9 protein-coding genes are annotated in these 12,292 nt (G+C 61.4%); 7 read left to right on the top strand and 2 right to left on the bottom strand.

What is annotated here, in order from left to right:
* The 6 genes from VJ604_RS02855 to VJ604_RS02830 all read left to right on the top strand — a co-directional run.
* A partial coding sequence (locus VJ604_RS02855) for an ABC-F family ATP-binding cassette domain-containing protein (protein ID WP_324079877.1) occupies nt 1-1,296 on the top strand: 1,296 nt, incomplete at its 5' end.
* A 94-nt stretch (nt 1,297-1,390) separates the two neighbouring features.
* A complete protein-coding gene (gene lon / locus VJ604_RS02850) occupies nt 1,391-3,709 on the top strand; it encodes an endopeptidase La (protein ID WP_324079876.1) in 2,319 nt (772 codons plus the stop codon).
* 31 nt (nt 3,710-3,740) lie between these two features.
* Nucleotides 3,741-4,511 carry an MlaE family ABC transporter permease gene (locus tag VJ604_RS02845; protein ID WP_324079875.1) on the top strand — a complete coding sequence of 257 codons (771 nt, stop codon included), beginning with the start codon at nt 3,741-3,743 and terminating at the stop codon, nt 4,509-4,511.
* A gap of 37 nt (nt 4,512-4,548) precedes the next feature.
* On the top strand, nt 4,549-5,334 hold the full coding sequence (locus VJ604_RS02840) for an ABC transporter ATP-binding protein (RefSeq protein WP_324079874.1): 786 nt from the start codon (nt 4,549-4,551) through the stop codon (nt 5,332-5,334).
* On the top strand, nt 5,321-6,403 hold the full coding sequence (locus VJ604_RS02835; RefSeq protein WP_324079873.1) for an MlaD family protein: 1,083 nt from the start codon (nt 5,321-5,323) through the stop codon (nt 6,401-6,403). The genes VJ604_RS02840 and VJ604_RS02835 overlap by 14 nt, the downstream gene beginning before the upstream one ends.
* A gap of 303 nt (nt 6,404-6,706) precedes the next feature.
* Nucleotides 6,707-7,747 carry a S1C family serine protease gene (locus VJ604_RS02830; protein WP_324079872.1) on the top strand — a complete coding sequence of 347 codons (1,041 nt, stop codon included), beginning with the start codon at nt 6,707-6,709 and terminating at the stop codon, nt 7,745-7,747.
* Between the two features lie 62 nt (nt 7,748-7,809).
* Here VJ604_RS02830 and VJ604_RS02825 read toward each other — a convergent pair whose 3' ends face one another.
* Nucleotides 7,810-9,090 (bottom strand): permease, encoded by a 1,281-nt coding sequence (locus tag VJ604_RS02825; RefSeq protein WP_324079871.1) that lies wholly within the window; start codon nt 9,088-9,090, stop codon nt 7,810-7,812.
* Between the two features lie 426 nt (nt 9,091-9,516).
* On the opposite strand from VJ604_RS02825, the gene VJ604_RS02820 reads away from it, so the two are divergent.
* Nucleotides 9,517-10,272 carry an NRDE family protein gene (locus tag VJ604_RS02820; protein ID WP_324079870.1) on the top strand — a complete coding sequence of 252 codons (756 nt, stop codon included), beginning with the start codon at nt 9,517-9,519 and terminating at the stop codon, nt 10,270-10,272.
* A 217-nt stretch (nt 10,273-10,489) separates the two neighbouring features.
* On the opposite strand, the gene VJ604_RS02815 is transcribed toward VJ604_RS02820, so the two are convergent.
* Nucleotides 10,490-11,761 (bottom strand): hypothetical protein, encoded by a 1,272-nt coding sequence (locus tag VJ604_RS02815; protein WP_324079869.1) that lies wholly within the window; start codon nt 11,759-11,761, stop codon nt 10,490-10,492.
* Nucleotides 11,762-12,292: the final 531 nt, after the last annotated feature.

Genomic DNA, 12,292 nt, shown 5'->3' with positions numbered 1-12,292 from the left:
GAGGTCTGGAACCACGCCATCACCGACTACCACTGCAACTACAGCCGCTACCTCGTCCAGCGCGAGGAGCGGGTCTCCGCCCTCAGGGAGGCAAAGCGCCGCCAGGACGAGGAGGTCGAGAAGATGGAAGATTTCATCTCCCGCTTCCGGTACCAGGCGACCAAGGCTTCGCTGGTGCAGTCGCGCATCAAACAGTTGGAGAAGATCGAGCGCATCATCATCCCCCCGGAGCGAAAGAGGATCCGTTTCACCTTCCCGACCCCTCCCAAGAGCGGCAAGACGGTGATGGAACTGACCGGCGTGACCAAGGCCTACGGCTCCAACGTGGTGCTGAACGGGGTCGACCTCACCGTGGAGAGCGGCGAGCGAGTGGCGCTGGTGGGGCATAACGGCGCCGGCAAGTCGACCCTCATGAGGGTGCTGGCCAACGGCGACGTCACCGGCGGCACGGTCAAGGTGGGACACAACGTGATCCGTGACTACTTCGCCCAGGACCAGGCCCAGGAACTGGACTCCTCCCGCACCGCCTACGAGGAACTCTACGCCGACGCTCCCTTCGATATGGTGCCGCAACTGCGCGACATCTTGGGTGCATTCCTTTTCTCCGGCGACGACATCAACAAGAAGGTTGCCGTCCTCTCCGGCGGCGAGAGAAACCGCCTGGCGCTCGCCAAGCTGCTCCTGCGCCCCTCCAACCTGCTCCTCATGGACGAGCCGACCAACCACCTCGACCTCTTCTCCAAGGAGGTGCTGCTGGAGGCGCTCAAGGATTTCCCCGGCACGGTGGTCTTCGTTTCCCACGACCGCCACTTCATCGACGGCCTGGCCACCCGGGTGGTTGAGGTGGCCGGCGGCAAGCTGGAGAACTACTGGGGGGACTACGAGTACTACCTGGAGAAGAGCGGCCAGGGCGGGGCAAGCGGCAACCCGGACACGGTCGCGCAGCTGGCCGGCACAAGGCAGCCGGAGGCAAAAGGGGGACAGGCATCTTCGGAGCCAGTCCCCGGGAAGGCGCTAGAAGGAGAGAGGTTTTCTGAGCCGGTCAGCAAGCTCTCCCGTCAGCAGCAGCGGGAAGAGGAGAAACTTCGCCAAAAGGAGGAGCGTGCCCGCGAGCGGAAGCTCGCCGAACTGGAGAACAAGATTTCGGCCAAGGAGGCCGAACTGGCCAAGCTGGAGGAGACCATGGCCGCCCCCGACTTCTTCAAGGATGTCGAGGGATCCAGAACCGCGGGAGAGCTGCACGCGACCCTGACTGCGGAGATCGCTTCCCTCTACGAGGCATGGGAGATGACCTGATTTCCAATTAAAGAACATCCATATTGACAGGGGAGACTTCTTCAGTACTCTTTTTATTGGGGAAACAGCCAGTCCCGCTCTAATGGGAGACCCAATGCCAGAGAACATCACCATCAATATGCCGGAGATCGTCCCGCTCTATCCTCTGCGGGAGATAATCGCCTTCCCCTACATGGTGTTCACCATCTTCCTCAAGCACGAGGACATGCCCCCCTTCGAGGAGGCCGTGCTTTTCAACAATCTCGTCGCGCTGGTCAAGCTGAAGCAGGAACCGGCCGGCGAGCTCTTCCCCGCCCTTCATGAGATAGGCACCCTCTGCAAGGTCATGCAGATCAACAAGCTCCCGCAGGGGGGCGCCAAGGTCGTCCTGGAAGGGGTGGTCCGGATCAGGGTGCTGGCCATCGTCCAGCAGACGCCGGTTGCCCTTTCGCGTCTGGAGCCGGTGCGCGAGTTCGCCGAGCGCTCCATGGTCTCCGAGGCGCTGGTGGGAAGCCTGAACGCCCTCTTGAAGATAGCCCTCTCCTACGGCCGGCCGCTTCCTGACGACGTCATGAAGATGATCGACTTCATAGACAACCCGGCCAGGCTCTCCGACCTGGTGGCCCTCTACCTGAACCTTCCTGTTGACGAACTGCAGAAGCTCCTGGAGACCGTCGATCCGCTGGAGAGGCTGAAGAAGGTCTACATGCACCTCACCAACGAGGTGCAGCGTCTGCAGATCAAGGGGGAGGTACAGGCCGAGGTCACCAAGAAGGTGGGCAAGAGCCAGAAGGAATTCCTCTTGCGCGAGCAGATGAAGCAGATCCAGGAGGAGCTGGGCGAGGAGGATTCCAAGCAGGGCGAGGCCAACGAGCTGCGCAGCAAGCTGGAAAACGCCAAGATGCCCGAGGAGGTCAGGAAGATCGCGGAGAAGGAGCTCAGGCGCCTGGAGCGGATCAACCCTGCCTCCCCCGAGTACACCGTTTCCCGCACCTACCTCGACTACCTGATTGGCATCCCCTGGCAGACCAGCACCCCGGACAACAAGGACATCAACCAGGCCGAGCAGGTATTGAACGAGGACCACTACGACCTGAAGAAGGTCAAGGAGCGCATCCTCGAATACCTGGCGGTCCGCTCGCTCAAGGAGAAGATGAAGGGCCCCATCCTCTGCTTCGTGGGCCCTCCTGGTGTGGGTAAGACCAGCCTCGGCAAGTCCATCGCCCGCACGCTGGGCAGGAAGTTCATCCGCATTTCGCTGGGCGGGATGCGGGACGAGGCGGAGATCAGGGGACACCGGCGCACCTACATCGGCGCGCTCCCCGGGCGCATCATCCAGGAGATCAACCGCGCGGGCTCCAACAACCCCGTCTTCATGCTGGACGAGGTCGACAAGATCGGCGCCGATTTCCGCGGCGACCCGGCCAGTGCGCTCCTCGAGGTGCTCGATCCCGAGCAGAACTTCTCCTTCACGGATCACTACCTCGATGTCCCCTTCGACCTCACCAAGGTGATGTTCATCACCACCGCGAACCTGCTCGACCCCATCCCGGCGCCGCTCAAGGACAGGATGGAGGTCATCTCGCTCTCCGGTTACACCGACGAGGAGAAGCTGAACATCGCCAAGACCTACCTGGTGGCGCGAGAGGTCGAGGAGAACGGGCTTACCTCCATGCCGCCGGAGTTCACCGACGAGGCCATCTACCGGATCACCCACGACTACACTCGGGAGGCCGGGGTCAGGAACCTGCAGAGGAACATCGCCTCCGTCTGCCGCAAGATCGCCAAGGAGGTCGCCCAGGGCAAGCCGGCGCGCACCACGGTCACCCCGGACGTGGTGGCCGAACTCTTGGGACCGCAGAAGTTTTATGACGAGGTTGCCTCCGAGAAGGACAGGATCGGCGTTGCTACCGGTCTTGCCTGGACCGAGAGCGGCGGCGACATCATCTTCGTCGAGGCGACCAAGATGAACGGCAAGGGGGACCTCATCTTGACCGGTTCGCTGGGCGAGGTGATGAAGGAATCTGCCCGTGCCGCGGTCTCCTTCGTGCAGGCAAACTGCGAGGAACTCGGCATCGATAAGAAGGATTTCGAGAGCACCACCATCCATATCCACGTACCGGCAGGCTCCATCCCGAAGGACGGCCCTTCGGCGGGGATCACCATGGCCACCACCATCGTTTCGCTCTTCTCCGGGCGCCCCGCCCGCCGGGACGTGGCGATGACCGGCGAGATGAGCCTTACCGGCCGGGTGCTGGCCATCGGCGGCCTGAAGGAGAAGGTGCTGGCCGCCCGCCGCGCCGGGGTCAAGAAGGTGCTGGCTCCCGCCAAGAACAAGAAGGACCTGGATGACATTCCGGAAAACGTGAAGGAAGAACTGGACTTCTTCTTCGTCGAGGACGTCCGCGAGGTCTTCGCCCAAGCCCTCAAGTAGACCCCATTGGGACCGGAAAGGTCCGCCTGCCATGCCGACACACGCCGCAGCACAGAGGTTGGTGCAGTTTTTCAGGGAGATCGGAGAATTCTCCGATCTCTCGCTGCGCGCGCTCCGCGGTATTTTTTCCAGACCCTATTACTACCGCGAGTTCTCCACCCAAGTGGATAAGATTGGCGTGGGATCGCTTTTCATCATCCTGCTGACCGGGCTGTTCACCGGCATGGTCATGGCACTGCAGGCGCTTTTGCAGCTGAAGCCTTTTGCGGCCACCAGTTACGTCGGGGGGATGGTTGCTGCCGTCATGGTCAAGGAGCTTGGCCCCGTGCTCTCCGCGCTGATGGTGACCGGGAGGGTTGGCTCGGCGATCACCGCGGAACTGGGCGCCATGGCGGTCACCGAGCAGGTGGACGCCATGCGGGTGGAGGGGACCGATATCGTGAAGCGGCTGGTGGGGTCGCGCCTGAAGGCGATCGTGATCTCCCTCCCCCTGCTGGCGGTGGTCACCGATGCCACGGCGCTTTTGGGCGGTTACATCATGGCCTCCGGCTACAACGTGAACCACGTCATGTACATGAAGTCCATCCCGCAGTTCATGGTGTTCCAGGACCTGATAGAGGGGGTAACCAAGCCGGCCTTCTTCGGGATGATCATCGCCCTGGTCGGCTGCCACGTGGGCCTCGGCACCCGGGGCGGGGCCGCCGGGGTGGGGGCTTCGGCCAAGCGCGCCGTGGTGCTATCGTCGGTGCTGATCCTGGTGTCGGACTTCTTCCTCACCAAGGTCTTCATTGCCTTCAGGTAGGACTGGTAGGACAGGTCAGACAGGATGGAGTAACTCGATGCCCGGAACCGGAATCAGGATGCAGCGGGTGAGCTATTCGGTCGGAGGCCGCGAGATCCTCAGGGATTTCGACCTCACCCTGGAAAAGGGGGTGGACCGGACCATCCTCGGGGTGTCGGGTGCCGGCAAAACCACCATCCTGAAGCTCCTCCTCGGCCTCATGCCGGCCGACAGCGGCAGCATCAGCATCGATGGCGTCGAGATCTCCGAGCTTCCCGAGGCGCGCCTTCGGGAGGTGCGCCGTCCCATCGCGGTGGTCTTTCAGGGTGGGGCGCTCTTCGACTCCATGACGGTGGGGGAAAACGTCGGCTATCGGCTCTTGGAAGAAGGGAAAAGGAGCGAGCAGGAGATCGAACGCGTCGTGCTGGAGAAGCTTGGCTTTGTCGGGCTTGAGGATGCCATCGACCTCTACCCGGCGGAACTGTCAGGCGGCATGAAGAAGCGGGTCGCCATTGCGCGGGCGCTGGCTGCCGATCCCGATTACATCTTCTTCGACGAGCCTACCACCGGGCTCGATCCCATCGGCGTCTTCAACATCTGCGACCTGATGAGACGTTTGCAGCAGCAGGGGAAGACGACGCTGACGGTCACACATGACCTGCACACCGCCTTTCAGGTGTCCCAGCGCTTTTCCTTCCTGCACGAGTCGAGGCTGGTCTTCGAAGGGACCAAGGAAGAGTTGCTCGCCGCTGATCTTGAGGTGCTGCAGGAGTTTCTGACACCATCGGAGCGCTCGCTGTTCAGGTTCACTGGGTGGGTTGGAGCCGATCATGAAACGAAGTGACAACATAGCGCGGTCCCACGTTAAGACCGGCATCTTCGTTGTGCTAGCGCTCGCCCTCTTCGCCTGGGGAGTGCTGCTCATGGGGGCGAAGACCAAGATGTTCATCCCCAAGGGGAGGATCAGCCTGATCATGAATACGGTGGGCGGTCTCAAGGTCGGGGCGCCGGTCTGGCTTGCCGGGGTGGATGTCGGGGTGGTCCGCTCCATAGGTTTCGAGCGGCCGGAGGAGAACAACCAGGTCGAGGTGGTGCTGGAAGTCGCCAAGGACTCCCTGCAGAAGATCGGCAAGGACTCCGTGATCGTCATCAAGACTCGTGGCCTGATGGGCGAGAAATACGTGGACATCACGCCGAGCGCTCACCTGGTGAAGGTACCGGAGACCAGGGTGTACGGGACGACGGTGCCGACCCTGGACGACGTAACCAAAAAGGCCGCCGCCGCGTTCGACCACCTGAACGAGGCTATGGACAAGATCACGGGCGGGCAGGGAAGTCTCGGCAAGATGATGGCCGACCCGAAGCTCTACGACAACCTCTCCCACCTTACGACGGAGCTGAACACGTTCGTGACCACTGCCAACTCCGGGCAGGGGACCCTCGGCAAACTCAACCGCAGCCCCGAGCTTTACGAGAAGCTGCTAAGCACCCTGGACCGGGCCGACGACACTCTGCGGGACGTCCAGCATTCGGACGGCACTCTCAGCAAGCTGATCTACGATCCTTCGCTCTATGAAAAGCTCCTTTCTCTGGCTGAGAAGAGCAACCAGGCCGCCGATGACATGCGCGAGCTGAACAAAAAGATCAGCTCCCCCCAGGGAAGCTTGGGTAAGCTGATGCAGGACCGGGAAATGTACGACAAGGGGCTGGCATTGATCGAGCGGGCAGACCGGTCGGTGACATCCCTGGAAGAAGTGATGGCCCGCGTGCGACAGGGGGAGGGGACGGCGGGAAAGCTATTAAACGATCGGGCGCTCTACGACAAGATGAACCAAGCAGTGGATGATCTCGACCTGCTCTTAAACGATGTGAAAGAACATCCCAGAAGGTACTTCAGGTTCTCGGTCTTTTGAGGGCAGGTGCCGAGAAAAAAAGAGGGGCGCCACCAAAGCAGCGCCCCTTAAAGGAGGGTAACCCTGAAAATCAGGTGACTGCACGATAGCCAGGAATTATGAAGGGAATATGGAGCAAAAGAGGAAATCTCAGAAGGGGCAGGCTGAACGACGATTCAGCCTGCCCCTTTGTTTCCTTCCAGGATCTTCCGTTGCGGGGTACAGGGCGGATTCCTCTTTGCGTAACGCCCCTTGCGGATCTCGCACCTGATGCTTATATTTCTTCAACTGTAGCGGCAGTATCGGACAAAAGGGGATGAGCGCATGGATGACAAATGCCGGGAGGCCTTGCAGCACATTTCTGCTCAGTCGGGAAACGGTTTCGCTAACGGGAGTTGCCGGATCAAATCGGAAGACGCCTCCGAGGTGGAACTCCTCGATGCCTACTCCAAGGCGGTGATCACCGTCGTCGACACGGTGGGACCGGCGGTTGTCGGTATCTCGGTGCGAACTTCCGCCAGCCACACCGCGCCTGAGCAGCGAGGGGTCGGGTCCGGTGTGATCATAGCTCCCGATGGCTACATCCTTACCAACGACCATGTCGTTCAAGGCGCAGACATCCTCGCCGTCACCCTCCAGGACGGCTCCACCCTGGATGCCACCTTGGTGGGTACCGACCCCGCCACCGATCTGGCGGTGCTGCGCGCCAACGGGTCGGGACTTCCCTACGCCACGCTCGGCGACTCCGGCGCGCTGAGGGCAGGGCAACTGGTGATCGCTATCGGCAATCCCCTGGGATTCCAGTCCACCGTGTCGACCGGCGTGGTCAGCGCGTTGGGGAGGGCGCTACGCAGCCGAGAGGGAAGGCTGATCGAGAACATCATACAGCACACCGCTCCGCTGAACCCCGGCAACTCCGGAGGGCCGCTGGTCGACTCCAGGGGGAGGGTGGTCGGCGTCAATACCGCTATCATCGCGCTGGCGCAGGGAATCGGTTTCTCGATCCCTGCCAATACGGCGAGATGGGTGGTTTCGCAGCTGTTGGGGCACGGGCGCGTCCGTCGCGGGACGCTTGGGCTCGCGGCCCAGCAGGTGCCCCTTCATCGTCAGCTTGCCCGCTTCCACCATCTGAGCAACAGCTTCTGCCTGGAAGTCGTTGCCGTCAACGAACTGGCCTCCGCCTTCAAGGCCGGCGTCCGGGATGGAGACCGCATTGTTTTGATGAACGACCAGGTTGTGGAAAGTGTGGATGACATCCACCGGATCCTGGCAGAGTGGCCGATCGGGCAGGCGATGTCCATTTCGCTGTTGCGGGGGACGGAGTTGCTGAAGTTCGAGGTGGTGCCGACCGAGGCGGTGACGTAGGGGGGGCTTACCCCGGCCCTCTCTCGGAGGGCGGGGAGTTTGAAGGAGAGAGGGGATACCGCTTAAGCGAAGAAGATGCTGAACAGTACCAGCAGGGTGAGCTGACAGGCGGCGACCAGCCATCCATTCCTGATCATCGACTTCAGGTCATCGGACTCGGCGAAACCCAGTGAGCTCACCATGTTGGCACCGGGGAAGACGAAGTTGTTCACCCTGGTGGCGACCACCAGCGCCAGCGACCAGGCCAGCATGGATATGCCGTACTTGGAAAGGAGCGGATTGAACATCTCGTGCAGCAGTTTCAGCGTGGCGACGGTGGCGCCGCTGATGCCGAAGGCTCCCAGCAATCCCCCCGTAATGACGATGACCGGCTTGCCGCCAACTTCCATCAATGGCTTTATCAGCTTGGAGAGTGCCGCGAAGCCGCCTGCCTGCTGGACAAAGCCGATGAACGGGTCCAACAGAAGGAACAGCAGGAAGAGTCCCACGTTGCCGGCCATCCCCTTGATCACCAGCTTGAGGATCTCCTCCAGTTTGAGCCCGCCGGCAAAGCCGGTGATGAGGGAGAGTCCAAGCATGATCACGATCACGAAAGAGGTCGGAGCCTTGACCGCCATGCCGTAGACGACGGCGGCCAGGAAGCAGCAGGCGAAGACGACCGTGGCTCGGGTGCTGCGCGGCGTCGGGTGGAAGCGTTCGATCCCTTCCGGCTCCTCGTAGGGGTGGATGTCCTTGGTCTTGCGCTGGATCCGCTGGATCATGAACCAGGTGGCGGTGACGGTGACCAGCGCGACCGGGCCCGACACGTACAAAAGCATCTGGCCGTACCCTATCTTGGTCAGGCCGATCAGCGTGATCACCGGAGGGGTGAAGGGCCCGAGGATCAGGGCCTCCTCGCCGACGGCCTGGAAGATGACGGCGACGGTGCTGCGTGAGAGACCGACAGTGGCGGCGATGGGGAGCACGATCGGCGCTATGATGGCGTTCCCTCCCGCCATGGTCCCCAAGAGACCGACGATCACCACGCAGGCGATCATGATGCCGGCCATCGCCTTTTTCTCGGTATCAACGCCGATGCTGTAGATTATGCGGTGGACTATGGTGTGGGAAACCTTGGTGGCGCTCAACACCTCGCCGAGGCCGCGCCCGAGCATGATGATCAGGCCGACCAGCGCCAGGAAAGAGCCCATGCTGTTGGCGAGGGCCGCGGCGAAGGAGACGATGGTCTGGTGGCTGAGGATGCCGCCGGCTATGACGGAGATGACGGTGGCGGCAAGGATGTCGACATCGCGGAAGACCAGGACGACGTAGAGCAGTAGCGGGGTCAGGCCGAGTAATCCCAATAACAGGTCTTGATCCAAAACAGCTCCTCCAACCTCTCCCCGTGACGTTTCCCCATCAGTCCCGTTGATACCATTCCTTCTTCGATTCCGCAAGCTTAACAAATATCTTCACCCCATCCTCACCCGCCTTCACCTAAAGGCTACGGCGGGCAAGCTCCTGTCCATCCCCTTGAAGGGGAGGAGACGCAGGAGAGAAGCACAGAGGAACGGGATGCAGGAGGACTTTCGAGAGATGACAACGCACCGCTGAATCGTCCCTTCTCCTTCAAGGAGAAGGACAGGATGAGGATGGGGTGAAGAAGACGGTTCAGCTTGATTTCAGATGCGAAAATTGAGGATGCCTCAAAAGCTGTCTTGAATTTATCCGTCGTAATCCCGACAATGGGAGAGACGACGCAAACACATGGAGCGGATAAGGGATCAACTATGTGCACATTGTTACTGGCCCATCAGGCGCACCCGAAGTACCGGCTGGTGCTGGCCGCAAACAGGGACGAGTTTTATGACAGACCGACGGCTGCTGCCGGCTTTTGGGAGGAGGCGCCCCAGGTTTTCGGCGGACGGGACCTGATCCGTGGCGGAACTTGGCTGGCCGTTACCGACACCGGCCGTATCGCCGCGCTTACCAACTATCGCGAGCCACACAAGGAGAGAAAGGACGGGCCGTCGCGAGGGGAGCTGGTCAGCCAATTCGTGAAAGGAGACGCCACCCCGGATGCCTACCTCGCTCAACTGCGCGCCAAGGCGCTCCCGTACAGCGGCTACAATCTGATCGTTGGCGATGCCGAACGGCTTTTGCACTACTCCAATCGATCCGATCGCATCATTCCTCTCCACTCTGGCATCCACGGCGTCAGCAACCACCTGCTGGATACCCCGTGGCCGAAGGTGGTAAAGGGAAAAGCGGAACTGGCCCGGGTACTCGGTGGCGGCGAAGTCGCGCCGGAATCTCTTTTTGCCCTACTGGCCGATACCAGCAAGGCCCCGGATGCCGAACTCCCCGATACCGGTGTGGGACTGGAACTGGAGCGGCTCCTCTCCTCCATCTTCATCACCAGCGAGCGCTACGGCACCCGCTCCTCTACCATCCTGTTGGTAGATCACGACTTGCGGGCGACCTTCATCGAGCGAAGCTTCGACGGGAAGGAAGTCCGGGACAAAAAGACGGAGTTTACCTGGTAATGTCCATCCCCTCGCCCCCTTTGGGGGAGAGGGTGGCAAAAGGCCGGGTGAGGGAAGCCTCGTAGGGGATAGCTCCGTCGCACCTCTCCTCTCCCGCGAAGAGGGAGACTTTACAGAAGTGGGAAGTGATAAAGTGGCTGGGCAAAACGAGAGTGCCCCTCCCCGATATTTCAGGGAGGGGCACTTTTTTAAGCGGGTAGGCAGTAGGCGGTAAAGCTTACTGGTACTGGATGTAGAGCGGTTTCGGGTTCAGCTTCAGCACCTCGGAGGGGGTGAGGAGGGCATCGCCCTTCTTGGTGTCGTTGTGGTAGAAGAGCTTGAAGCCGGTCAGCTCCACGGGTTCCGCCACGATGTAGTCCTTGTAGGAATCCCGCTTCAGCCAGGGAGCGCCCCAGCCGTCCATGTTCATGACGATCTGCACCTCCGGGCGCAGCTGGATGTGCTTGTAGTTGGTCACCCCGTTGCGGGTGAAGCGGTGCACGATCAGGACCTTGGGCGGGATGTTGTATTTCTTCACCAGGTCCTTCAGGTAGCCGGATGCATAGTTGATGTCGGCCGCGTCGTAGGTGCCGATCTTGGTGCCGGGACGCGCCTTGCTCTTGATCAGGTTGAACTCGGGATCCATGCCGAGGTGGACGTCCGGGTTTTTCAGGATCCATTCGAAGCGGGGCAGTATGCTGCGGATGTTGTCGTGTCCGGTCTGGATGTCGATGAACATTATGGCGCCGGCTTCTTTGGCCCAGCCATAGACCTGGTTGATGATGTTATCCGGCATCACCATCCGGTAGAGCCCTGCCTTGCCCGGATCGCCCTGGGCAACCACGGCAATGAGGTGCAGTGCCGGCTGTACCGGATGCGCCGGATCCGCAGCCTGCCACTTGGCCGCCTCGCGCTTGAGCTTCGAGATCATCTCGGGCTTCGGATACTCGCCCAGGGCGCCCATCCGCTTGGAGAGGGGATTGCCGTAGTAGGCGACGATGCGTTTCTGCGGCAGCAGGGAGCCGGGGAGGGGATCCGGGTATTTCACCGGCCAACCCTTCTTGCTGGCGAAGTCGGGGTCCTCGCCGGCGCGATAGGAGCTGCGAGGAGCGGGGGTGGCGACAGCGGTTTTACCCTTCCCCTTTCCTTTCTTGACGGCACTGCTTTGGCCGTTGAAGGCCGCGGCCGGCGCTGCGGGTGCAGTCGCGGGAGCGGTGGTCGCCGCCGGCGCGGCAGCCGGGGCGGTGGCAGCGGGGGCGCTAGCCGCAGGAGCGGCCTGATCCGTGGGGGCTGCGGGCGTGGTGGCGGGCGCTCCGGGAGCGGCCTGAGCCGGCGCGGCGTTGGTGGAAGGCGCGGAGCCCTCCTTGGTCGATTCTGCCGACTTCATCACGAACTGCTGGGCTGACGACTTGCTTTCCTTGCATGCCGTGAGCGAGAGCGGCAGCGCGAGAAGAGTGACCAGCAGGACCATGGTCGATCTCTTGTTGTGGGTGATGTGCGGGTGCTTCACGTATGAACTCCTTGATTAGGTGGATTGCGTAAGCAGGGCCGCGCCTTGATCTGCTCGCAGTGGTGCTTTCGGCAGCCCGTCGGGACGGCATCGTTATCGTTCTTTATGTCTTGCGGAAGCGTGACCAAACCGGCAACGGCATGGGAAGATCAACAATGCGTCAGCTAGGAGGCGGGCATTTTCCGGCGTTACTTTAACCTGTTTGCGGTTTTTTTGTCAACTAACCGATGCAGGAAATGTGAAGAAAGGGACGGGGAGCGGAGCCGTGAGTCGGGGAGGAGTAAGCGCCGTTCATGCTGAGCCTGTCGAAGCGCGATCCCTAGCTTTTCCCGACCGCAGGAGATGGAGCCGTGTGAGTTCCAGCCACCCTTCGACAGGCTCAGGGCGAACGGCTTTGGCTACTGCTGGGGACGGGATTTTGCGTGTCGTGTCGCGGGAACGGTAATGGGGACTTCCCTCACCCCGACCCTCTCCCGTGAGGAGAGGGGGGATGGGGGAAGTTAGGAGAGTGGGTGGTCTAGTCGTAGGTCT

Origin of the sequence: Geomonas sp., from assembly GCF_035254065.1 — a bacterium.
Taxonomy (GTDB): domain Bacteria; phylum Desulfobacterota; class Desulfuromonadia; order Geobacterales; family Geobacteraceae; genus Geomonas.
Note: the sequence above shows the minus strand (reverse complement) of the source record. Positions and strands in the feature narration are given on the sequence as shown.

Coding starts and splice junctions, on each gene's coding strand:
- VJ604_RS02840 (WP_324079874.1), top strand. CDS start 4,549: ATGCCCGGAACCGGAATCAGGATGCAGCGGGTGAGCTATTCGGTCGGA.
- VJ604_RS02830 (WP_324079872.1), top strand. CDS start 6,707: ATGGATGACAAATGCCGGGAGGCCTTGCAGCACATTTCTGCTCAGTCG.
- VJ604_RS02835 (WP_324079873.1), top strand. CDS start 5,321: ATGAAACGAAGTGACAACATAGCGCGGTCCCACGTTAAGACCGGCATC.
- VJ604_RS02820 (WP_324079870.1), top strand. CDS start 9,517: ATGTGCACATTGTTACTGGCCCATCAGGCGCACCCGAAGTACCGGCTG.
- lon (WP_324079876.1), top strand. CDS start 1,391: ATGCCAGAGAACATCACCATCAATATGCCGGAGATCGTCCCGCTCTAT.
- VJ604_RS02845 (WP_324079875.1), top strand. CDS start 3,741: ATGCCGACACACGCCGCAGCACAGAGGTTGGTGCAGTTTTTCAGGGAG.